Annotated in this window: 17 protein-coding genes; 6 read left to right on the top strand and 11 right to left on the bottom strand. The window is 63.5% G+C overall.

What is annotated here, in order from left to right; translation table 11 throughout:
* Positions 1-6 precede the first annotated feature (6 nt).
* The 4 genes from ABDK56_RS10065 to ABDK56_RS10050 form a co-directional block, all read right to left on the bottom strand.
* The gene (locus ABDK56_RS10065; RefSeq protein WP_349808131.1) at positions 7-1,497 is read right to left on the bottom strand and encodes an ADP-ribosylglycohydrolase family protein; all 1,491 of its coding nucleotides are present in this window, start codon (positions 1,495-1,497) and stop codon (positions 7-9) included.
* 120 nt (positions 1,498-1,617) lie between these two features.
* A complete protein-coding gene (locus ABDK56_RS10060; protein WP_349808130.1) occupies positions 1,618-2,202 on the bottom strand; it encodes a hypothetical protein in 585 nt (194 codons plus the stop codon).
* A gap of 135 nt (positions 2,203-2,337) precedes the next feature.
* A complete protein-coding gene (locus ABDK56_RS10055; protein ID WP_349808129.1) occupies positions 2,338-2,949 on the bottom strand; it encodes an HGGxSTG domain-containing protein in 612 nt (203 codons plus the stop codon).
* Positions 2,950-3,060: 111 nt separating this feature from the next.
* On the bottom strand, positions 3,061-4,401 hold the full coding sequence (locus ABDK56_RS10050; protein WP_349808128.1) for an ADP-ribosylglycohydrolase family protein: 1,341 nt from the start codon (positions 4,399-4,401) through the stop codon (positions 3,061-3,063).
* Positions 4,402-4,546: 145 nt separating this feature from the next.
* Here ABDK56_RS10050 and ABDK56_RS13160 point away from each other — a divergent pair, with 145 nt between their 5' ends.
* Positions 4,547-5,044: a DUF2924 domain-containing protein gene (locus ABDK56_RS13160; protein ID WP_502959291.1), complete on the top strand. Its 498-nt coding sequence runs from the start codon at positions 4,547-4,549 to the stop codon at positions 5,042-5,044.
* On the top strand, positions 5,041-6,633 hold the full coding sequence (locus ABDK56_RS10045; RefSeq protein WP_349808127.1) for a recombinase family protein: 1,593 nt from the start codon (positions 5,041-5,043) through the stop codon (positions 6,631-6,633). The genes ABDK56_RS13160 and ABDK56_RS10045 overlap by 4 nt, the downstream gene beginning before the upstream one ends.
* Positions 6,634-7,298: 665 nt before the next feature.
* Here the strand turns inward: ABDK56_RS10045 and yczE are convergent.
* The 3 genes from yczE to ABDK56_RS10030 all read right to left on the bottom strand — a co-directional run bounded on the left by yczE (position 7,299) and on the right by ABDK56_RS10030 (position 11,142).
* Positions 7,299-7,889: a membrane protein YczE gene (yczE, locus tag ABDK56_RS10040; protein ID WP_349808126.1), complete on the bottom strand. Its 591-nt coding sequence runs from the start codon at positions 7,887-7,889 to the stop codon at positions 7,299-7,301.
* Between the two features lie 333 nt (positions 7,890-8,222).
* The gene (locus ABDK56_RS10035; RefSeq protein WP_349808125.1) at positions 8,223-8,774 is read right to left on the bottom strand and encodes a DinB family protein; all 552 of its coding nucleotides are present in this window, start codon (positions 8,772-8,774) and stop codon (positions 8,223-8,225) included.
* A gap of 523 nt (positions 8,775-9,297) precedes the next feature.
* Entirely contained in the window at positions 9,298-11,142 is a 1,845-nt protein-coding gene (locus tag ABDK56_RS10030; RefSeq protein ID WP_349808124.1) for an aspartyl protease family protein, read from the bottom strand.
* Positions 11,143-11,311: 169 nt separating this feature from the next.
* Here ABDK56_RS10030 and ABDK56_RS10025 point away from each other — a divergent pair, with 169 nt between their 5' ends.
* Positions 11,312-12,025: a helix-turn-helix domain-containing protein gene (locus ABDK56_RS10025; RefSeq protein ID WP_349808123.1), complete on the top strand. Its 714-nt coding sequence runs from the start codon at positions 11,312-11,314 to the stop codon at positions 12,023-12,025.
* A 36-nt stretch (positions 12,026-12,061) separates the two neighbouring features.
* Here ABDK56_RS10025 and ABDK56_RS10020 read toward each other — a convergent pair whose 3' ends face one another.
* A complete protein-coding gene (locus ABDK56_RS10020) occupies positions 12,062-13,054 on the bottom strand; it encodes a DoxX-related protein (RefSeq protein WP_349808122.1) in 993 nt (330 codons plus the stop codon).
* An 89-nt stretch (positions 13,055-13,143) separates the two neighbouring features.
* Positions 13,144-14,037 carry a LysR family transcriptional regulator gene (locus ABDK56_RS10015; protein ID WP_349808121.1) on the bottom strand — a complete coding sequence of 298 codons (894 nt, stop codon included), beginning with the start codon at positions 14,035-14,037 and terminating at the stop codon, positions 13,144-13,146.
* Positions 14,038-14,257: 220 nt separating this feature from the next.
* Between ABDK56_RS10015 and ABDK56_RS10010 the strand changes: the two genes are divergently transcribed.
* Genes ABDK56_RS10010 through ABDK56_RS10000 form a run of 3 tightly spaced genes read left to right on the top strand, consistent with a single transcriptional unit; the run spans position 14,258 to position 17,644 of the window.
* Positions 14,258-14,683, top strand: a complete 426-nt coding sequence (locus ABDK56_RS10010; protein WP_349808120.1) for a nuclear transport factor 2 family protein — start codon at positions 14,258-14,260, stop codon at positions 14,681-14,683.
* On the top strand, positions 14,680-16,785 hold the full coding sequence (locus ABDK56_RS10005; protein ID WP_349808119.1) for an alkaline phosphatase D family protein: 2,106 nt from the start codon (positions 14,680-14,682) through the stop codon (positions 16,783-16,785). The genes ABDK56_RS10010 and ABDK56_RS10005 overlap by 4 nt, the downstream gene beginning before the upstream one ends.
* Before the next feature lie 4 nt (positions 16,786-16,789).
* The gene (locus ABDK56_RS10000) at positions 16,790-17,644 is read left to right on the top strand and encodes a hypothetical protein (protein WP_349808118.1); all 855 of its coding nucleotides are present in this window, start codon (positions 16,790-16,792) and stop codon (positions 17,642-17,644) included.
* 268 nt (positions 17,645-17,912) lie between these two features.
* Here the strand turns inward: ABDK56_RS10000 and ABDK56_RS09995 are convergent, their stop codons facing one another.
* Positions 17,913-21,227 (bottom strand): TonB-dependent receptor, encoded by a 3,315-nt coding sequence (locus ABDK56_RS09995; protein ID WP_349808117.1) that lies wholly within the window; start codon positions 21,225-21,227, stop codon positions 17,913-17,915.
* A 626-nt stretch (positions 21,228-21,853) separates the two neighbouring features.
* Positions 21,854-22,411 carry a PadR family transcriptional regulator gene (locus tag ABDK56_RS09990; RefSeq protein WP_349808116.1) on the bottom strand — a complete coding sequence of 186 codons (558 nt, stop codon included), beginning with the start codon at positions 22,409-22,411 and terminating at the stop codon, positions 21,854-21,856.
* Positions 22,412-22,584 lie beyond the last annotated feature (173 nt).

The raw sequence follows: 22,584 nt of genomic DNA, 5'->3' as shown, positions 1-22,584 counted from the left end.
GGACGTCTATTCCTTGCGCAGCGCCCGATCGATCAGCTGCCGGGCAAGCCCAAAGATCATCCCCTGGTTGGTCAGCTTCCCAAGCCAGCGATCTGGAATGGCCGGATAGCCGTAAAGCGCGCCAGCCAGCTGGCCGGTGATCGCCGCAACGGTGTCGGCGTCGTCGCCGAGGTTGGCGGCAAGCCGCACCGCTTCCTCGAAGGTGCCGGTCCGCCCGACACACCACAGCGCCGCTTCGAGCGAGTGGGCGACATAACCCGATGACTTGATCTCGGTCCGCGCCTTGCCGCGCCAACTGCCCGCCATGATCCCGGCGATGGCGCCGGCGTAGGGGGTGTCGTTTCGCGATCGCAGCACCTCGTCGCGCGGCTTGCCGGCGATGGCATCGGCGAGCACGTCGGCGAACGCGACGCAGGCATCGACCGCCTCGGCTGCGCCATGGGTGGTTCGGCTCTGCCGCGTCGCCGCGTCGCGGCGCGCGGTCTCGTCATCCCAGTAGCGGATGGCGACCGGCGCAAGCCGCATCAGGCTGCCGTTGCCCGCGCTCATCGGATCGGTCGAGCCGGCGATCGGATCGCCGCTGGCCTTGAACCGGTTGAGTGCCCCCCGAACGGTGATGCCGATATCGAAGCAGCGACCGTTGGAGGAGTAGGCGCCCTCATCCATCCAGCTGACAAACCGGCTCATCAGGTCCTGCTCGTCGAGACCATCACAGGCCAGCAAGCTGTCGGCCAGGGCCAAGGCCATGCTGGTGTCGTCGGTCCACTGGCCCGGCTCGAGCCGAAATGGGCCGCCGCCGACCAGCTCGGTAACCCGCTCGCGCGTATCGCGCGCCGAGAACTCGAGCGTGGTTCCCAGCGCATCGCCAACTGCCAGCCCAAGCAGCGCGCCGATTGCCCGCTGCCTGATCGCCTTGACGGAGGTTTCGGGCTTCCGCTCCGGCACGACGATGCAGCCGTGAACAAAGTCCTCCTGGTCGTCGGTCTCGAGCGCGCCGGGGCGGACCTTGCGCACGGCGAGGATTGCTTCGCTTGGGCTCCAGCCAAGCTCGACCAGCAGGCGCGAGGCAATGGTCCCGGCCCGGCCAAGGCCGCCCATGCAGTGGACCAGCACGTTGAACCCCGAGCGAAGCCGGACCCGCAGCTGCTCGCCAGCCTTGATCCATGCGGTCTCGAACACGGCGTCGGGGACCGAGCGATCGCGGATTGGCAGGTGCAGCCAGTCGATGTTGCGATCCTCGACCGCTGACCCGAGCCCGGCGACTTTCAGCCGCTCGAGTTCGTCCGCCTCGACCAGGGTCACTACCACCGCGGCGTTCCAGTCGACGATGGCGTCGAGATCGAGTTTGAGATCGCGCGCCCAACAGCCAGTCAGGCCGGCAGCCTGATGCTTACCCGGGCATAGGGTCAGGCCGACCTTGCCCATGCCTGGGCCGGCCCGGATCTCGGCGATTTGAAGCGGGTCGGTGATGCTGGTGCGGGGCGTGCCGGTCTTCATTGACGGGTGTGGCACATACTAATGCTGCCTATGCAAATCTTATCTGCGTTTCGTGCTCTTGAGGTGAGAAAGGCCCGCCGCCTGTTGGCGACGGGCCCCTTTCGATTTTAACTATTGGTCTCAGGCCGGACCTGCGCGCCACACGATCTGGTTGACCATGTCGTCCACCTCGACGAGGAACGTCGTAGCGAGGCTGACAAGCAGAATGACCTCGAAGGCCAGATCCACGAGAGCGGACTCAAGCCACTGATACTCGTGCTGCCGCCAATTGAGCAGCCGCCGTGCCAGATCGCTAGCCGGTTTGGTGATCTGGTCGACAGCGGTAGCAAGCTCGACCTGGTGCTCCCACGAGACGCTCGGCGAGCGGCCTAGGCCGAGAAGCGCCATGAGCGCCGCCCGCACGACGGCGATCCGCTCGCCGAGAAGCGCAGCGTCCACGGTCTTGCCGGGTTTGAGCAGCGGAAGCAGGCCGCCCAGGAGTTCCGTATGGGTCAGAACGAGCCGTTTCAGCGTCCGTTCGCGGTTGTCCTCGTCGAGATGGGGCGAGACGGTCAGCACGCACTTCGTCAGCGTTTTCACGCCCTCGATCGCACTCACCCGCTCCTCGAGCGCAATACCGTTGGAAACCGCAGAAGCGGCGTACTCACGCATCTCATCGTTGAAGTTTTCAGCGATATCGGCGTCACTGGAATTGATGTTGTCCATTGTCTTTGCCCTTTCCTGGCAAATTGGACACTCAGAAATCTGAGGCCGACACCCCTTATTTTGTCACGACCTCCGGAGAGCGAACGGTTTTTTGAGTTTTGAAAAGCCTTTTTATGGCTTTCGCGAACGTTGATGCTAGCCAAGCCGACCCGCCCACAGAGTGAGCGAGCGCTCCGCTTCAACCCGCTCGATTTCGTCGCGGATTTCGCGGCGGAGTTCCTTGACCTCAGAGGCGCGCGCCAACACCTCTTTCGTGTAGGCGCCGTGGCGAAAGGCGTTGCGATTCCCCTTGGGCGCGCCCGAGTTCTTGCCTCCGTGCATCCGGCAGCGCGCCTTGCCGGCGATGGCGGGCGAGCGGCAGGGCGCGCCGGAGCGCGTCCGCGCGCCGCACCGCGGCGCGGCGCGCATCGGCCCTAGGTTGCGCGGATGATCAGCCATTGGAATCGACGAAATGGCGCTGATAGGCGAGGATCGCCTTGCGGACGCTCTCCCCCATCCGGTTACCCATGCCGATCGTGCGCATCCGGTTTTCCCACTCGATGCCTGGGGCAGCGGCCTCGTCGAACAGCTCGTTGGTGAGATCGGAGCCGCGGCGGATAACGTCTTTAGGACCGTGCCATGGTCGTCATCGCGGCGCGGCACGACATCGAGCTTGATCAGCGCGCGCCGATAAGGCTGCTCGTCCGTCTCGGGCGGCGTGCCCGGATTGGACTCCGCCGCCCCTTCCCCGTCAGTAATCATCGTCATGATCATCTCCCACCGACTCGCGCCGATGCTTTTGTCCCGACCATTTTGGCGCAAGCCCCGGCGCCCTCGGGGGCTCGTCGCCCTACGGTGCATGGGGTTGAATTGCGTTTCTCACCCATCGGCCCGCTCGCTCCGGCCAAGCTCGAACAGGGCGTCGGCCAGCGGCTCGATCCGGTCCGACGAGGCGAGCCGCTCGAGCCAGCGCGAGGGGATGCTGCTCTTGCCATAGAGGGCACCCGCGATCGCACCGGCAATCGCCGCCGTGCTGCCAGCGTCACCGCCAAGGTTGGCGGCCTTAAGCACCGCTTGCTCGAAAGTGCCCGAGGTGCCGACCGCCCACAAAGCGGCCTCGAGCGATCCTGCAGCGTCATCTTCACCGCTGACCTCGTCGACAGAACAGTGATGCCACTGGCTCACCGTCATGCCGCGATCGGACATCGTGCTGGACACGGTCCGTTTCCCAAGCACCTTCGCGCGCGGCTCGCCGGCGATCGCCTCGGCGACGATGTCGGCCATCGCCAGACAGGCCGACACGACGATCGGATTGGCGTGTGTCACCGTGCACTGACGAACCGCGATTTCGTTCCGCGCCAGGGGATCATTCCAACAGCGCAGCGCAGCGGACGCCGTTCGAGCAAGGCTGGCGTTACCGCCGCTCTGGCTGACTTCGGTCTGCGGCTTTCCCGCCTCGGCAAAGTAAGTCAGCGCGCGATTGACCGCCGCGTCGAGCGCAAAGCACGCGCCGATCCAACCGAACGCCCCTTGCTCGCTCCAGCCGCACGCCCCTTGCTCGCTCCATCCGACCAGACGCTCGAGGAACGCCGCTTCATCGAACGGCTCGCGACTGGCCAGGCCGTCTCCCAGCGCGAGCGCCATGGCGGTGTCGCCGGCCCACTGGCCGGGCCGAAGGTTGAACGGCCCGCCGCCGACAAGGTCGGTGATAGCAGCGAACGTCCCGCGCGCCTGCCCGGACCGTGTGACCCCCACGGCCTCGCCCACCGCCAGGCCCAGAAGCATGCCGCGCGCCCGGTCGATCTGCGCTGCGCGCTCCGCCTTCGTCCGCGACCTGCGCCGTTCGGGCAGCACTTGCGGATTGATCGCCTCGTTTCCGAAAGCGCGCGCGGGTTTGAAGTCCTTGACCAGCTCCGGCTGGCTCAACTTGGTGAGCGCGAACAGAGCATTGCGGCGTTCAAAGAGGGCGGCAATGATGAGCGGATCAAAACCCTCCCGCTCAGCTTTCCGGATAACTTTGTCGAGCATATGGATCTGCTCGGTCAGTAGGGCGCCCATATGGAGGAGGGCATATATGCCCTGAAGCTTAGCCTCGGCTTCGGCCGAGGCAGCGAACACCTTGCCTCCGTGCATCCTGCATCGTGTCTTGCCGGCAACCGCGGGCGCGCCGCACGGCTCGTCCTTGCGGGTGCGCCCCTCGCAGCGGGGCGCGTCGTGCATGCCGGCGACATTGCGAAGGTGGTTCGGGGTCACTGCCGCCAGTGTCGTGTCACGACTATCGAGCCGGCAAGGAGGCTAACTGATTAATCGGCCTGAGCGATATTCCAGTGGATATACCGTGACTTATCGGCCTTAGGTCGTCCTCGTGCCACTCGATTCGACCCCACCCAACGCCACCGCTCGAAGCGATGAGCCGACCTCCGTCAGGCTGGCGCCGACTGCGCCGCTCGTCCCCCACGCCGCGCTTGAGGCCACGCTCGCCGCCATCCCGGCGCTGCCGCTCGACGACCTTCGACGGCTCTGGTCACGCCATTTCGGGAGCCCACCGCCCCTGCGCTCGGTCGACCTGATGCGGCTCATCCTGAGCTGGCGGCTGCAGGCCCGCGCGTTCGGGGGGCTTGATGCTCAAATTCGCCGCTCCCTACGATACAAGAGTGGCGCGCTTATCGCGGATACCGAGCTCTTCTCCGGCCAAAAGATTTCTCGAGTTTGGCGCGGCATGAGATACGAGATTCTCGTATCTTCTGACGGTTTCATCCTGAACGGTGAAAGATTTTCAAGCCTAAGCGCAGTCGCCTCGAGCATCACTGGCTCAAATTGGAGCGGACCGCGGTTCTTCGGCTTGCGTCGGCTCAGACGATGACCACAGCCCGCAAAACGCTGAGCTGCGCGGTCTACACCCGCAAGTCCTCGGAAGAAGGGCTCGAACAGCAGTTCAACAGTCTCGATGCCCAGCGCGAGGCGTGTGAGGCCTATGTCGCCAGCCAGGTTCACGAAGGCTGGAAGCTGGTCCCCGGCCATTTCGGCGACGGCGGCTATTCGGGCGGAAACATGGATCGTCCGGCGCTGCAGCAGTTGCTAACCGCGATCGCCGCGGGTCGGATCGACGTGGTCGTGGTTTACAAGATCGACCGGCTGACCCGCAGCCTCGCCGATTTCGCGCGGATGGTCGAGCTGTTCGACAAGCACGGTGTCAGCTTCGTCAGCGTCACTCAGAGCTTCAATACCACCAGCAGCATGGGCCGCCTGACCCTCAACGTGCTGCTGTCATTCGCCCAGTTCGAGCGCGAGGTGACCGGTGAACGGATCCGCGACAAGATTGCCGCCTCGAAGGTCAAGGGGATGTGGATGGGAGGCAATCTGCCGCTGGGTTACGATCTGCCGACGGACAATTCTCGAACCTTGTCGATCAACGCGTCTGAGGCGGCGACTGTCCGACAAATCTTTGAAAAATATATGGAAGTAGGGTCGTGTCGGGAGCTCGCACTATGGCTCGCGGATGAAGGAATTCACAGCAAAAAGTGGCTGAGCCAAAAGGGACGAGCCATCGGAGGCGGACCGATCACGCACAAGATGCTCTATCTCATGCTTCGCAATCAGATTTACCTCGGAAAGATCAGGCACAATGGGACCCTTCATCAAGGCCTCCATCCCGCAATCGTCTCGGCGTCCCTCTTTAATCGCGTCCAAAGTCTGCTCGATGCAAAGCAACGGCGAAAAAGCGGCAGAAACCCTGCGGCCCGGAAAGCTCCTTTGAAGGGCCGGATTTTCGACGCCGAGGGTAAGGCCATGTCTCCAGCCACGGGACGCGGCAAACTGGGTGTTACCTATGACTATTACGTGTCGGGCCAGCACCGCCACACTAAATTAGATGCGGAGGGCGCAGCGCCAGAGGTCATACGGCGAGTGTCCGCGACTGCGCTGGAAAGCGAACTGACGCTGCAGCTCGTGCGCCTTTTCCCTCACCACGCCGCTAGCCCCCTCTCAATCCCCAGTCGGGTCGAAATCCATCGGTGCGGTGTCCGTCTCGTCATACCTCGTCACTATGGCGGCGGCAAAGAAATGAGAGTTCTGAAGCTGGAGAACGCAAAGGTTGAGGGCATGGATAAGGAAAACCTGTATCTCTGGCTCTCGTTATCTTTCCACACCGGGCGTAAACCGACTGGCCGGAGCCAACCTGTCCAACGCCCCCTTCGCAATAAGGTGCTAATTTCTGCTCTAAGACGGGCTCACGCCATGGTCACGCTAGACCGCAGGTTCCTGCCGCTGTGCAAAACCGCCCCGCCCACACAATATGCCCGCCTGCTGCTCGCGTTGGCGTTTCTCGCACCTGATCTGCAGCGTGCTATCCTCGCCGGCACCCAGCCCGCCGACCTCACGCTCGAGCACCTCATGGCTAAGCCGCTGCCGGCCCGTTGGGACGACCAGCGCCGTCTGTTCGAGCAAGTCTAAGCCCAGGCTCCGACCAGGCTGTCTCAATGCAGCATATTGCGCGGGTCGTTCCTCGCCTAACCGCACAACCTCCCGACACCATCTGTTCAATGGTTTGGACCAACCCGCGTCTTTCGGACAAAGGCCCGGCAGCGGGTTTGAGCGTCGCTTTCGGTCTACGGTGCGCACCGTAGGAATGGCGGAAAACCGCGCAGGAAAATCGCACTTCTATGGTCCACGTCGATCTGGTCCAACGGGCATTTGGACCAGGGTGGTCCAACCTCGTCCGGTTCCGAGCAGGTCGCCAACGCGGCGAAAGCGTAGGTCTAGGGTATCAGGGCCTGTCGACGTGGCACCGTCAGCGCGCGCCCATGAGCGATTCATGGGAGTGGCTCGGTCTCCCCATCGGATTGCCGGCAGAATTTTACAGATTTCCGCAAACCGCTGAAAGCCGTGGGAAATATCCAAGTCTTGGGCAAAAATTGATGGCGGAGCGGGAGGAATTCGAAGACGCTCTCCGGAAAATGAGGATTTTTTGCCTCCGTCCCTAAATCTGTCCCTAAAAATGGTGGCTCGGTCGGGCGCCGACTTACGTTGGTTCAGGCACCGTGCTGCGCAGATTCCGCGCAGAGACAACATGAAGGCGCTTCATAGAATTAACTTCCAAGCCGCTGCTTCCCGGTTCGCTAACGCTGCGAAAAGGAGTAGGCAAAGCGAGCAAGCGAGCGCTGAAATAGAGGGCCAATCATCAGAGCAAACGCAAGCGTTCCCACGCCCACCGTTCCCCCTAGCAGCATTCCGACGAGGAGGACGGAGAGTTCGAGGGCGGTCCGGACAGTCCTCACCTCAAATCGGGTTTTACGCGCGATCCCCGTCGCCAAGCCGTCACGAGGACCGGGTTCATATCCGGCGCCGATATAGATCCCGCTGGCCAGGCCCGTCAGGAATATTCCCGCCAGCATTCCCATCAAACGCAACGCGAAGTGGCTTTCAACCGGTAGTAGCCAGAGCGAAAGATCAGCCGCCGGGCCGATGACAAGAACATTGGCGATCGTACCAAGTCCTACCCGCTGTCGGAGCGGGATCCAGGTGAGCAAGATGACCGCCCCCGTCGCAAGGGTCGCCGTCCCAAACGTGATCCCGAGCGTCTGGGAAAGGCCCTGATGCAGGACACTCCAGGGCGCGAGACCGAGGCCGGCCCTCACCATCAAGGCGCTCGCCAAACCGTAGAGCAGAAGTCCCGCAACCAGCTGGGACAGGTTCCGGGCATGCTGCAACTTTGAATTCAACCTCAAAAAGCCCTGCGGAGCGCGATTCGATATCCGGCGTGGCAGCCCTCACCCTTTCTGCATTTCCTGTTGACGCGCCTATTGTCCAATAGGAGTTTGATCGATGACATAGCACGGGGCGATGAGTGTTCGCGCCGTCTCGCCGACTACCGATCGACGATCGAAAAATGCTCGTAGAGACGCTAGCGCCACGCGCCGCGCACCTGATGACTGCATAGCTTGCAGGATCCGGCTCATGCCGCGACACCCGATGGAACCTGATCGACGATCTCACAAACTCGATCGGGCGCGCCCGATAACCCGCGCCCCGTGGAGGGCTCCTCAGTAGGCATCGCCTTGGGTCATGGAGACGTGATTGCACAGGAACACGGTCAGATCATTTGCCTCCCAAAGATAAGGGACCTGCTTAAGCATGTCGCCAACAAAACCCCGATGGTAGGTCGAATGATTGACGAGGTGGAGAATGATCTGGCCGCGGGACATCTTTCCCGTTCCGCCGCCCACGAACTCGAACGCGACAGGCTCTCGCTCCTCGTAAGCGGTCCATGACTGGGCAAGGCTGCGGAGGCGCTTATTGAGGTGTCGCGCTGCCGTGCGAAGAGCGGCTAGGTCGGGGATCGTGTCGGTGTTGCGTTGCGTGTAGCCATGCCGACGCCCCACCAGATGATGCCAAAAGATGTCGTCGACAACATGAATGTGGTTCAGCGTCATCACGATATTCCCGAATGTTGTCGCGCGGGACCGAAGCGCTTCCTCGAGCCCGATGGCCGATACGCTGTCGTAGGCTATGTCTTCGGCCCATTGTTTGTAGCGGAGCAACAGACCGAGATATGATTCCCCGGCCAAACGATCGTTGCCTAAACTCTTCGTCACGTCATCCCCCTGTCCAATGGCGAGCCGAACCGCCGAACAAGCGCCGAGACCCTAACGGCTTTGACAAACCATGGGCCGCACCGCGCGACCCCAATTCGGCATAGGTCGCCACTCGTTCTGCGAGCGAAGGTCGATCCGATTTCTGAAAAGCGTCGGTCCGACCTGCGCCGATCACCAAGCGCAGCGGCGAGGAATCAGAACGCATCGCCGCTGACCGGCCTTCAGTGCCAAAATGGCCCTAACCTGCGGCAATTCGTGCCGGCCAGTTGCCGTCGTCGAAGTTGGTCTCAAGCATCGCGAGCGGTTGCGACGAGCGCGATAGACCAAGCCGTCATTTTTTCGGCGACAAACTCAACGAAGCTTACGGGCAAGGTCGGGACTGCCACGCCCGACTACGTGCCAAGTTCGCCGCGAATCCGTAAAGCGGTGGGCCGATGAGATTGTAGCTGCCGGTTTCTTCGGTGAGGACAGGCAAATCACGTCGAGAAGCCATCGGGCCGCGGCGGCCCGGGGCGAACGCTGATCACGGATCGCGCAACGTCAGCGTCCGCTCGTATGTCATTCTCTGCCGCGCTAGGCGGAGCCTGATCGTCGTCCCGGGGGCTTGGCGGACCAGATCGAAAAAGTCCTTGCCCGCCAGCCTGTCGGCCCGAATCCCGTCGATCTCGACGATCTCGTCGCCAGCGCGGATTCCTTGGCGCTCCGCGTCCGATCCGCGAGCGACGCTCGCGACGGAAAAACTGCCCGGAGCGGACTTGACCGCGATCACGCCCGACCGATTGAGCGGCGGAGTGACGTAGCCCGGCACCGGCGCCATACACATTCGACCCGCGGCATAGTCGAACGTCACATTGTAGCGAGCCAGTACCTGCTGGCCGACGTTGGCGGCTTCGGTGATCGAGGCGAACGAGCCCTTGCTGTCGTTCGCGAGGCGCAGATCAACGTCGCGCGCGATCAACGGACCGAGGCGGAGGTTTCCGTGCCGGGTGATCCAGTTCGTGGACGCGCCCCCGGCACCAAAGGACGTCGTCTCGATCCCTTGCTTCAATCTTGGTGCGAGGCCGACACGCTTGGCCCAGACCCCTTGGACGACCGGGCTTCCCGAATTGCCGCTGTCGATGGCGATGACGCCCGGATGCCCTTCGATAGCGCCGTCGACCAGCGGCATGTCGTCGTCGAACCGAAGGCGAATCGCGGTGCCCTCGCAATTCTCCCGACGAGCTCGTGGCAAAAGGAAGAACTTGCCCGCGCGATAATCGAAGCGCGCGGCGAAGCGCTCGAATAGCTCAAGCCCAAGGATCCCGGAGAGCGGAGGTGCCGCTCCCTGTTCGACCGTGCTGTATTGAAGCGGAATGACGTAGACATGCTGGTGTCGAAGCACGGCGCGGCCCAGCTGCATCGTATCGATGATCGCATCCTGCTGGGCAAGCGTTCCCGCTCCGGCACCACCGGACTGCGAACCCCCGACCGGCTTGATGCCAAGCGCCGCAGCCACGGCGGGGGTGATGATGTTGTGCCCGCCGGTGTCGATAATGAAGCGAAACGGGCCTTTCCCGTTGAGTTCGGCATCGACGGTGACGAATGCCCCGAACCCGGCCGGTACCGGTGTCGCGGCGTCAAGATCATAGTCTTGCGGCGTCGTCGGCGGCTCGAAGGTCGCGGGTGTCGCGCGCTTCCAGCGATAGGCGATGAGTGCAATCCGAGTGACATCGGCGCTGGCGTCGCTCGACTGCGAAATCGTGAAGGGCAGCCACTGTCCGTCGACGCGCCGGTAATCGCCGAACCGGGTGATATCGGTTTCGAGTGCTCCGCGGCGAACGATCTTGGCCAACCAGTGTTTCTCCCGATCAAACCACAACTCGACCGGTTGTCCGGCAGGCGGTGTCGCGGTCACCACAGCGAACCGAGGACCGCCGTCGCTGCGTTCGGCGACGGGACCGAAGGTTGCGCCGCCGGCGTCCGCGAGGAGGTAGGCGCGCCGTGCAAGCCACCCATCGGTCCGGCCGACAGAAAGCCCAAACGCGCCATCGAGCGGATGAATACCGCCAGAAGGATCGATCCGGTAGCGGACCCTTCCATCGAAGGTCGTGCCCCGAGTGTAGATTACAAAGCGGCTGCGCTCGGTGAAGCGGCCGGAATGCATGTCGACGATCCGCTGATAGGCACCGTCGAGCCCGGCCTCGGCAATCCGTCCCACGGCTTCGAGAGTGAGCGGCCGCGGGTGATCGGCGCCTGACCCCGCTGCCATACGCGCTTCGCGAAGCAGCTGAGCGGTAGACGGGCCGGCATTGAGCGGCGCGGCGAGGGCGCCCGACGCCACGACGACAGGAAGCGGGAGCAGGAGGGCGAGAAGCGTGCGGCTGGACATGGCGGGCGTCTATCATTAGCGCGGGGCCAATTCTTGTACCCACTTTGCATCGGGGCCACGCTCGTCCGATGTCCCGGAATCGCCGGGCCCTGCCGCGAATGTTTGTGTGAGGCATCTCGATGCGTGAGAAATGCTTGCGCGACACCGCCCCTTATCGCCGAGCTTCGTCATGATGTCGCAAATCTCTCCCCAATCGCTCGACAGCGGTTCGCGACTTCCACGCCATCGGCATGCGACCGCCTACGTCGCGATCGTCCTCGAGGGATCCTATTGCGAGACCGGGGACCTTGGGCGACTGTCCGCGAGCGCCGGCGACGTCCTCGTTCACGGACGATGGGAGGCCCACCAAGACATCGTCGGCTCAAATGGTGCCCGCCTCCTCAACGTGCCCACCGACCTCGACCGACTTCCGGGGTTGTACCGAAGCGAAAAGCTCGACCTGGTCCTAAAGGCGCTTCGTGACGGTGAGACCGGCGACTTGGCCGAATGGTTCGAACCGTCTCTTGTCCCGGTACAACAATGCGGCGGGGACTGGCCGGAGCAGCTGGTCGCCTCAATCAATCAGGATCCTTCGCTCAGCCTCGGGGCGTGGGCGGCAGAGCGCAACCTGCGTCCTCCCGAAGTGTCGCGCGGCTTTGCAGCGCGCTATGGCCTTTCACCCAAGAAGTTCCGGGCGGAAGCGAAGGCTCGCACAGCGCTCCTCTCAATCCTAAAGAGCCACGCGACGCTCGCATCGATCGCACAGGCGTCAGGGTTCAGCGACCAGTCGCATATGACCACCGCGATTTGCGCGATGACCGGCCGCCCTCCCTCGTTTTGGCGGTTTCCTCGGAGCCCGGGACAGGATGTGAGAATGCCCCGGAAAACCTGCGATGGCGCTTGATGCCGACGCCCGACCGTGGAGCGCGACTGTCCGTCGCTAATCCTGCCCGTCCCCCGCATCGGCCGCAACGCTGGGCGATCGCCAGGCCGCGGTCGAGGCGGTGATCCAGGCGGACCCGCACAAGGCGCAGGCGTTCGCGAGATAGGTCAATTGGAGCAGAGACCCCTTGGTCGAGACGACCAGTGGGATATGAACCAGGAGAATGAAGCAGCCCATCATGGCGGCGAGCAGGGTCGCGGCGGTCCGCCGGAACACGCCCGTGGCGATGGCGATTCCGGCGGCCAGATGGCCCAGCCCGGTGGCATAGGCCCACGACAAGCGCCCAGGCAGCCAAGAAGGAACCATGGTCGCGGTAAAATCGGCATAGGCGAAATGCGAGGCACCGAAGATGATCGCGCAGAGGCCGAACGCAGCAAAGGCTGCCGTTGAGACACTGTCACGAGGCGGATGACGGACGATCGCGTCGGATCGTGCGAGAAGGAGGGCCGCAGCGGCAAGCGCGCCAACCTCCGCGATGCCTAACCACAAGGCAATGTCACCGGGCTTGGCTGCTAGTGGCGGGAGCTGGAGAGCAATCCACACCGCGAACAATCCGCAAAGGCCGTATGCGGCGTGACGGCGGGTCAGACTTCCGACTTGGCCCAGGCAAGTGAGCGCAGCCAGTCCGATCAGGACTAGCCCGTCGACGCGCATCAGCGCGTCGGTCAATGGTGTCGCATCAAGCGGCTGCCAGGCAGGAATCGGCTGACCGGTGACGAGCCCGCGCACGCCAAGCGCCGCGACAGCAAGGGCAAACAGCGCGATCGCCCCGCGATTGGGCCGATATGACCCCGTTGCGCCGTGACTCTCGGTGAGCGGCTGCTCGAAATCGCCTACCGGATCTGCCATGATCATCGATCTCCCCTGATCCCAACGGCGGGCGGAACTGAACACCGCCTTCGCCGCAGCCCCTTGGGCGTTGACGTGCCCTTGTGCATCGATGTCGCGACTGCATTCCCCCTTGTCCAATAGAACATCGGCGCCGCTCATATCGGGACGCTATGCCGGACTGAGCTCGCTCGGTGCGGCCACACATAGGCCAACAGCGACGCTGCTCGCACGCCAAAGGTCTCCACACCCTAGTCAGCCGGTGCCATTCGCGTTCGATTCCAGTGCGCGAGGAGCCGGGCGGTCGGCGACCGGCCGGCGGGCGGGATATAGGCCAGCGAGACGGGCCATGAAGGGACGGGCAGATCCTCGTCGAAAGGCACGCAGAGGGTGCCCGCAATCGCAGCGGACCGCGCGAGCGACGGCGAGATGATCGAACTGCCGATCCCCGCGGACACCAAGGCGAGCGTGGTCAGCATCCGGGGGGATTCAAAGACAATCGTCGGCTCCAGTCCTCGATCGACGAACAGGGCGAGCGTCGAGTCGTATAGCCGGGGGCCGTAATGGCGGGGAAACAGAATGAGGGCACGCGCCATTTGAGCAAGATCGGCCGTCTCAAGGTCTCGGAGGCCGTCGCGATCGGGAAGCAAGGCCATTACCGGCTCGCGCTCGAGATCGACCACTGTAAGCCGCTCGGCTTTGGCCAGCGGCGCCGCCAGGAAGCTTAAATCGAGCTTCCCGTTGAGCAATCCCTCGCGAAGTTCGTCCGTCGTTCCTTCGACAAGTTCGATCCGTACGTCGGCGTGGCGGGCGGCGGCAAGGAGAGAGGGAAGAGCGCCCCACAAGGCCGGCGTGATGACGCCGAGACGAACCGCACGTGACGCATCCGATTGCGATTGCGCCATGATTCGGGCTCGTTCGCTCGCGGCGACAGCGATCTCGGCGTCGGGCAGATAGGCCCGGCCCGCATCGGTGAGGGTGACGCCCTTGGCGTGGCGGTCGAATAAGGCGACGCCAAGGTCGCGTTCGAGCCGCTGGACCGACTGCGACAAGGGAGCCTGCGAAATGCCGAGCTCGGCCGCGGCACGTCCGAACCCCCCTGCCTTGGCGACGGCGATAAAGTGCCTGACTCGATTTGCAATCATAGCGTGTCGCTATGTGGTCGATAGATACCCTTACGAAAAGGGGTCTGAGTGTCCGCCGGCTTTGAATTGCGGACGTCCCGATGATTTGTCGAAGCGCATGCGGGACGAAGAGTCCATCCCGATCATATCAATAGCCTATGCCGTCCGGCAGGATGGATATTGGATGCGCGCCGACAGGGCGGGTAGCGTCTGATCCGTCTTTCCAATCGAGGATATCGCCTTGACTGTTTTGCTGATCGCCCTTGCCGCCGCCTCCCCCACCCCGGCGAACGTCCTCGCGCAACTGCCTCCGGCCCTCGCCCGCGCCGTCGGGGATTATGACGATGCCCAGATCAGGGGCGACGCCAGCGCACTCGATCGATTGCTCGCTCCAGATTATGCCCTGGTCAACAGCCGTGCCGAGGTCGAAGACAAAAAGCAGATGATCGCCGACTATACCACGCCGGGGTTCCATCTCGACCCTTATGTCGTCGAGCGCCCGATCGTTCGGCAATGGCCGGGCGGCGCGGTGGTCGGCGGCGAGGTAGGCCTCTCGGGGACGAGCGACGGCAAGCCGTTCAAGGGACGGATCCGCTTCGCCGATATCTGGCGACTGCGGAAGGGCCGGTGGCAGGTCATCTTCACCGAAGTCACCCCGGTCAAATGAGCACGCACGACCACGCCAGCGACGCCGCGGCATCCGTCAAGGCCCGCGGCGGCCGGCGTCAATTTCTGAAGGCCGCCGCCTCGCTCGGCGCCGCGCTGGCTTGGAGTGGCCGGCTCGACGCCGCGGCGCCCCTGCCCGGACAGGAGCGCCGCGAGCTGTTCCCGCAGGGGGTGGCGTCGGGCGATCCCGACGATCATAGCGTGCTCCTCTGGACCCGGCGCCCCTATTCCGGGGCCGGTTCCCGGCGCTTGACGGTCGAAGTGGCGCGCGATCCCGACTTTCGGCAGATCGTTGCCCGGACCGTCGCGATAGCGACAGCCGCGTCCGACTGGACCAGCCGCGTACTGGTCGGCGGCCTGAGGCCGGCAAGTGAATATTGGTACCGATTCACTGACGAGGCGGGCAACCGGAGCCGCGTCGGGCGCACGATCACCGCGCCGCGTCCGAGCGACGATCGCGCCGTGCGCTTCGCCTATGCCTGTTGCCAGAGCGTCAATGAGGGCGCGCAAAATGCCTATCGTCGCATGATCTGGGACGACGAGCGCGCGCCGCCCGCCCAGAGGCTCGGCTTCGTGCTCCATATGGGCGACTTCATCTACGAGATGGTCGAATACCCCGACGAAGTTGCCCACCGGTACGATCGGACCATTTACGACATCGGCAGAATTCCCGACGGCCGCAAGGTCGGCAACTTCCACGTTCCGACCACGCTCGACGGGTATCGCATGGTCTACCGCGCCCACCTCGACGATCCCGACATCCAGGATGCCAGGGCGCGCTTTCCGTTCGTGTGCATCGGCGACAACCACGAATTTTCGCTCGCCGGCTGGCAGAGCTTCATCAATTTCACCGGGACAGACGAGCCCGCTCAGCCGCTCCGCGTCGCCGCCAACCAGGCGTGGTGGGAATATATTCCGGCGCGTGTCCGCAAGTCGTCGGGCAAATCCCTTGACCGGTTCGATCCGCCCGCGGTCGTCAAGCGTTCGATCCCGACGTTCGACAGCGACGGCTTCGGCGACGAGGAAAACAACCGCCTGGCGGTCGACAGCCTGGTCGCCAGACGGACCTTTCGCTATGGTCGGCACGTCGATCTCATCCTGACCGATCTTCACAGCTATGCCATGGAAGACCCGACCTCGCGTCCGGGCGCCGAGGATTTTTCCTCAAAGGATTTCCCGTTTCTCTTCCCGCAGGGCGCTCTCGAAATCCTCGACGGCGGCAGCGCCGCCAATGGCGACAGCCCGCCTGCAGCGATAGAATTCGATGGAAAGAAGATCGCAAATTTCCGGAAGGGCGAGCCGCCCTTCACCGCCCTCGGCCGCGTCCAGAAGGCATGGCTTAAGCAACAGCTCTCCGCCTCGCCCGCGACGTGGAAAATCTGGGTCGCGACCAACGGGACGCTGGACATGCGGACCGATCCTCAAAACCTGCCCGCGGACCTTGGCCGACGCTGGCCAGACCCGACCTATGGCACGTTTGGCGGCGGCGATTTCAGTGCTGCGCTCCACGAACGCGCCGAACTCTATGACCATGTCCGCAATGAGCGCATCGCGGGCTTTGTCGTGATTTCAGGCGACCGGCACAGCTTCTGGGCAGGGTATGCCGCCAAGGCATTGCCGCCGGCCGAATACGATCCGGTGGGCCTTGCCTTCATCACCGCCTCGCTGTCCGCGCCGGGGCTGGCGGAGGCGCTCGAGCATGGCCTCAAGGGTCATAAGTTGCGCTCGCTCTACACGGTCGACCGACCGGACGGCCGGAAGGAGGCGACCATCAACCTTAGCCTCAAGCACGGCGTTCGAACCGCGCTCGACTATGTGCGCAACAGCGATCTCGCTCGCGCCAAACTCCTCTCCAATCCTGCGCTCGCGCCGCATCTCGAATTCGTCGACATGGGGGGTCATGGTTATTCGGTCGTCACAGCGTCGGCGGAGCGGATCGATACCGAATTCGTGTGTGTGCCGCGGCCGATCACCCGGGCCGCAACACCAGACGGTGGCCCGATCCGCTATCGTGTGCTCCATCGCGCAGCGCGGTGGAAGGCAGGGGACGTCCCCCGCCTCGATCGCACGATCCTCGAGGGCGATATCGGCGTGTCCGCCTGAGAATGTGACGCACTTCCTGCACCCGGTCGCTCCCAAGCCAACCAAGGATATCCATGCGGGCGCATGCCGGGCCGACCGGCGGCGCCTGCTTGGCGGCCTTGCTTCCGGCACGATGTCTCTTGCCGGCGCGTTGCTCCTGCCGCGCAGTCTTCTGGCCCGCCCGCGACCGGCTGAGGAGCGCGCGCTCGTGATGGTCGTCGCGAGCATCCACCGCCGCCTGGCCACGACGAAAAGCTACACGTTCGACGATCTTTACGGGGCTGTCGCCCGGTTTCGTCCCGACGCGGTGGGCGTCGAAATCCGGCAGGAGGACCTCGACCGCGGTCAGCCCTACCTGACGTCAAACTATCCACCGGAAATGATCGCCCTTGCGGCGCAATATGGTCCCAGGACGTTTGGGTTCGACTGGTTGGGCGATGAACTCGCCGGAGCTGCGATCCCGACCGACTGGTGGAGCAAGGAAAGCCCGATCAAGCAACTCGAGCGGTCATTCGACGACCGTGCGCTGCCGAACGATGCCCATCATCGCCGCTTGGAGGCCGCGCTTGATCGGCTGTCCAGTGAACAGGATCGCCTGCTGGCGAGCGCAACAGTCCGAAACCTTGTCGACGGCCGTTATGATCGTGTGACGGGGCATTATTACGCAACCCTTCGCGCTCTTGTCGCCGGCACCCGGTTCGACGCCCTCGCACGATATTACGAACGGCGGGACGCGATGATTGCCCGCAACGTCCTTTCGGAGGCAACCCGACGACGCGGCCAGCGCGTTGCGATCGTGACGGGGGGGGACCACCATGGTCCGGTGGTCCGACTGTTGGCGGCCAACGCCGGCACCGTTCGATTGATGCCGATCGCCTAACGCCATCGGCGCTTGGCCTCCGGTTCGACCCAACAGGCCTCATTGCTGCGGCCACGGCATTTCCTAGGAAGTGCCGGCCCGCTGTGACCCGGGCGAACAGACTAAATACTAGCGAACCAACTCGGTCACCGTGTGTGCGATCCGCTCTCCCCCGCGGCGAAGCGACCGGTCCCGGTGTCCCGGCTTGAACCAAAGCAAAAGGGCCGCCCGATACATCGTGCGGCCCTTTCTTCGGCAAGGGTCTCGGACTTGCCGAAAGCGGAGGCCCTTAGCCTCGCTCGCCAGCCGGAGCGGGCGGCGGCGGTGGGGGCGGTGGGGGCGGCGGCGGGCACGTCGCCGTCGCGTCGATCACCGTTCCATCGGGGCAGGTCTGCGTCGCAGGCGGAGCCGGCGGCGGCGGCGGCGGCGGAGGCGGCGGCGGCGGCGGCGGAGCCGCATGCCCGCCGAACATCACGTCGACACCGAGCCGGACATAACGCGGATTCTGATAAGCCTGCGGAAGCTTATAGAGCGGGTCCGCATAATAGCCGGGACCACCATCCGATGCGGGCACCGTTCCCGTTTCCTGCGACGCGTAGCGCTGGATGACCGCGTGGCTGTTGAACACGTTGAAGACGTCGGCCCGCAGCGTGATCTTCTTCTCGTCGGTGTTGCCGTAGGGAATGTTGAAGCGCGCCGACAAATCGATCTGCTTCATCCATTGCGATTTCCAGCCCGTGCCGCGCGGAGCAGGCACATTCTGCCCGTAGGCCGGGTTCCCCGACTTCGACGTGAAGGGATCGATCCCGCAATAGAAGCTCGCCGCGCCATAGCCCGCCGCATAAGGGTCAGTCGGATGGATGCCCTCACACGAGCCGTGCATCGGCGACTGGACGAACACATTGGCACCCAGCGTGAACATCTTGCCGAAGTGATAGGCACCGAACAGTTTGAACGCCCAGCGGTGATCGTTCGGAAGCAGGCCGTAGGAATAATCGGTCAGTCCAAGATAATCGAAGTCCTGGGTCGAGCCGGCATCGGCCTGCGCCTGATTTCCGGCGTCCGATTTGACCGTCCCTTCGGTGTTGCCCTTCGACTTCGACCAGGTCACCGACCCGCCCGCCTGCCAGCGGCCATCGTCCGTCCGGCTGAAGTCGAAGACGATCGCCTTGTAGGTCCGCTTCCCCTTCGGGAACTGAAGACCGGTAAGCGTGACGGGCACGGTCTTGCCCTGGAGAGCCGCATACCAGTCATTGAGGGTCACCGACGACTGCCCGACGTTCCAGATGTAATAGGCGCTGTTGTTGCTATAGAAATCGCAACGCGCGGCGTCGGCATGGGCAGAGCTGCAGAAATAGTCGGCAAGGTACGGAGCAAAATCCGTATCTTCCGAGACGCGGCCCAGATTCCGATAGGTGCCATTCAAACCAACGCTGAGATGCCGGTCGACCTGGTAGCGAGCACCCAGGATGATTTCGTCCTCGTAGGTCGCCTTGGTGTTCGGAACGACCTTCGCGATCGCCGGGTTCTGCACGCCCGCACCGAAGATGAGGCAGGCGTTCTGGCCCGTATTGGTCGGATTGCCCGGCGCCGACGAGAAGTTGACCGGACAGGCCGAGCCATAACCAGCGCCCGCAAGGTTGGTCAGCGGCGCTCCGAGCGGCGCAGCCGGAAGTCCGGTCACCGGATCGATCGGGAAGCTCGCCGCAGTATAGGCACCGTAGCCAAAATACTCGCGGAAGTAGAGGTCCTTGCCGCGGAAACCGAGGTTCATCGCCGGCGGAATGAAATAGCGGCCGTAGCTGCCGTAGAACTTCCATTTGTCGAGCGACGGCGGTGAGTAGGAGAAGGCGACGCGCGGGCCCCAATTGTTCTTGAAGTTGAGATACTGCTCGCCCGACAGATTGGTCTGCTTGAAGAGATCGTCGCGGATTCCGAGGTTCAACGTCAGCCCGTCGATCGGCGTGGTCCACGAGTCCTCGGCATAGAAGGCCGTGTCGGTCGAGGAGACCCGACCACCGAGCGCTTCATAGGTAATGCGAACACCGCTGTTGCGGAAGTCGTAGAAGATTGGCGCAACCGCTCCGTTGACCGTTGTGGTCTTGTTCTCGCTTAGGTCCTCATTGTCGAAACCGACGCGAATGTGGTGGCTGCCCGCCGCATTGAAGCGAATGTCCGCGTCACCCCGGTAGAAGCGACGGCGCGTGTCGGCGATGTTGGTCGCCGGAAAGGTCTGCTGCGACACGACGATGCCGGTCCCGGTCGGGTTCGAAGGCGACGTGCGGCGGTCGATCACATAATAAGCAGCCTGGTCGGCCGGAATGAAATCGCCCGCGTCCTTGCTTACGCCGTAGGCGCCGGAAAGGGTCAGCCAGTCGGACACGTTTCCGGTGTAGCGGGCCACCCAGTTTAGGCCGCCCGTCTTGATCGTTTCCTTACCCGAAACGGCACCGACGGTTCCACCGGTCAGATCGGCGTTCGGCGTGAAGTGGTAGCGCGTTTCCTGCGTATTGCTGCGCGTGTCGAATATCGTGAACTCGAAATGCTGGGTCGGATCGATATAGGCGTCGATCTTGCCGCCCCAGAACGGATCGTTGCTCTTGTCGATCGCGTAATAGCCATTGGTCGGGAACGCGCCGCGAGTGGTCTCGCGGTTCGCCTGGACGAGCCCGTAAATGAACAGGTGATCCGGCACGATCGCACCGCCCGCTTCGAGCGTCAGGTTCTTCTTGTCGTTGTCGATCGTCTTCCCGATCGCAGCCGGGATCGAGGGAAGTCCGGTGTTCGGGCTATGGCTCTCGAGGCTGCGCGGCTCCCAGTCGACATGCATTGCGATGAAGGGATCGTTCGTTCCCGATTTCGTCGTCGCGTTGATCACGCCGCCGGTCGCCCGGCCAAACTCGGCCTGGTATCCGCCCGTCTGAACGTCGACTGTCTTGTAGAAATAGAAGGGTACGCGAGCCGACCCGATGTAGGTGTCGGGATTGGTGATATTGAGGCCGTTGATGTAATAGGCATTTTCGGCAACCGACGATCCGCCGATCGACTGAACGTCTTCGCCGTTGGCCATCTGGAAGCCACGGACCCCGTTGGCGGTCGTCGGCGCAAGCAGCGTAAGACCGGCGAGATCATGAGGAACCGCGATGTTCTGGTTGACCGCGGTGACATCGATGTTGAGCCCGGTCGCGCCCTGAGTCTGACGCTGGCGCGCGCGGCCGGTCACAACGATTTCGGCTGACGTCGTCTGGGTGACCAAGCCGACCGTGACCGTGCTCTGCTGCGCGGCCGCGATCGTGATCGTATCTTCCGAACGACTGTAGCCACTGGCGGTGACGGAAAGGGCATATTGCCCAGGAACGAGGCCGGACGCGGTGAAATTGCCGTCGCTGCCGGTCGTGAAACTGCGGGTCTGGTTCTGCGCCAACGAGCGCAGCGTAACGAGCGCGTTCGCAACCGGCGCGCCCGACGGATTGGTCACCGTGCCGAGCAATGCTCCGCTCGTATAGTCCTGTGCGCTCGCAGGAACGGCCGCGATCATCGCGCCGGCACCGGCGAACATCAGGACCTGAAGCGCACTGGACGCGCGCAAAAGCGATTTCTTCATACAAACTCCCCTTAGCTCTAGTCGGGCCTCAGCCGTGACTGCGGCGCAAGAACTAGTGCGATTCGGTCTATTCGCAAATAGGGCGATTCATTATCGCCATCCCCTGTGCTCTTTTGGCAACAAGCTGCTTTTTCATCTTTCGAGAGGCGTTTGTGTGCGCCAGCAAATATTCGAGGGGCGGAAGGCCGAGAACGTGACCACCCTCTCTTGTAAGCGCATTTTCGTACGATCCGCGCTAAATCGGCGCAATCGATCCGTGACTAAAAACTGATTGCTCGGGTAGAGGAAGGCGATGCTCGGGGAGATCGGCCCCAACGGCCGCGCCGCAGCGGGCAGATTTGCCCCCGCCCCCGCCACGACACATTCCTTCGCGTGCGCCGGCCAAGTCGTGCCCGAACCCCGCCCGGGTTGGTCACCTGGTCGCTGATGACGCCCGCCGGAAGCCAGCCAACGCCGATCTGACCGCTTCGACGTCGAGGGCCTCGACGGCGTGAAGCTCAAGACCATCGCGTGGGCATTTGCCGCGCCCCTTGAGGCTTCGGGAAAGGCGGGCGTCCTCATGTTCCCGGCCCATATGCATCGGCTCGGGTCCGATGTCCTGGCTGGCAGCGCCGGCCGAGGACCGATCAGGAATCAGTCGTGCGCGCTTCGCTCTTCGAACGGCCAACGACCTCCGCCAGGAGGCGATCGAGCCAATCCATGCGCGAGCGGATCGCCTGCACCGCATTGTCATGAACAAGGTCCTTGAACGGGACCGACACATCGACGGCGTAGCGTTCGACGCTGTCGAGCTTCTCGCGAAGCGCTAGCTTGAGCCCCGCGATCCACTCGATCCGTTCGTCCCTGGTGAGCAGATCGAGCGACTGTACGCGGGTGCGGAGCGGATCGTCGGGCAGGAGCTGCGCGGGCTTGATCGCGACAAGCCATCGGCGAACAGCCTCGCGCCCCTGGTCGGTCGCGGACAATTGCTCGGTCCCCCGGCGATCGCTCGAGACCTGCGTCGCCTCGAGGTAGCCCGCGTCGCGAAGCCGCCTGATCATCGGGTAAATCTTGCCCTTACTGGTATTGAAATTCGAAACCGGCGAGTCTTCGTAGATCTTGCTGATCTGGTAGGCGGTCAGTGGTTCGGCGCGAACGACGAGCGCCATGAGCACGCCTTCATTTTCCGTCAGCGCGTCGATCAAACAACCCCCCGATCATCGAACCCACATCGCTCCGAGCTCTGGGTTAGGCACGAAGCGTAAAGCTTCGTTGCCGGGAATGCCAAGGCATTCGCTTGCGGTCAATCGCCCCTACCGGACCGGCGCGCGCCATCGCTACGGCATACAGGACGTGTCGAGTCTCTTAGTAGAGACCG

Source organism: Sphingomonas sp. ASV193, assembly GCF_040203355.1.
Classification (GTDB): Bacteria; Pseudomonadota; Alphaproteobacteria; order Sphingomonadales; family Sphingomonadaceae; genus Sphingomicrobium.
The sequence above is the reverse complement of the archived record's forward strand: the minus strand, read 5'-3'. Positions and strand labels throughout refer to the sequence as shown.

Coding starts and splice junctions, on each gene's coding strand:
- ABDK56_RS10045 (WP_349808127.1), top strand. CDS start 5,041: ATGACCACAGCCCGCAAAACGCTGAGCTGCGCGGTCTACACCCGCAAG.
- ABDK56_RS10065 (WP_349808131.1), bottom strand. CDS start 1,497: ATGAAGACCGGCACGCCCCGCACCAGCATCACCGACCCGCTTCAAATC.
- ABDK56_RS10025 (WP_349808123.1), top strand. CDS start 11,312: ATGATGTCGCAAATCTCTCCCCAATCGCTCGACAGCGGTTCGCGACTT.
- ABDK56_RS09995 (WP_349808117.1), bottom strand. CDS start 21,227: ATGAAGAAATCGCTTTTGCGCGCGTCCAGTGCGCTTCAGGTCCTGATG.
- ABDK56_RS10030 (WP_349808124.1), bottom strand. CDS start 11,142: ATGTCCAGCCGCACGCTTCTCGCCCTCCTGCTCCCGCTTCCTGTCGTC.
- ABDK56_RS10005 (WP_349808119.1), top strand. CDS start 14,680: ATGAGCACGCACGACCACGCCAGCGACGCCGCGGCATCCGTCAAGGCC.
- ABDK56_RS10055 (WP_349808129.1), bottom strand. CDS start 2,949: ATGACGATGATTACTGACGGGGAAGGGGCGGCGGAGTCCAATCCGGGC.
- ABDK56_RS10015 (WP_349808121.1), bottom strand. CDS start 14,037: ATGATTGCAAATCGAGTCAGGCACTTTATCGCCGTCGCCAAGGCAGGG.
- ABDK56_RS10060 (WP_349808130.1), bottom strand. CDS start 2,202: ATGGACAACATCAATTCCAGTGACGCCGATATCGCTGAAAACTTCAAC.
- ABDK56_RS10020 (WP_349808122.1), bottom strand. CDS start 13,054: ATGAGCGGCGCCGATGTTCTATTGGACAAGGGGGAATGCAGTCGCGAC.
- ABDK56_RS10050 (WP_349808128.1), bottom strand. CDS start 4,401: ATGCACGACGCGCCCCGCTGCGAGGGGCGCACCCGCAAGGACGAGCCG.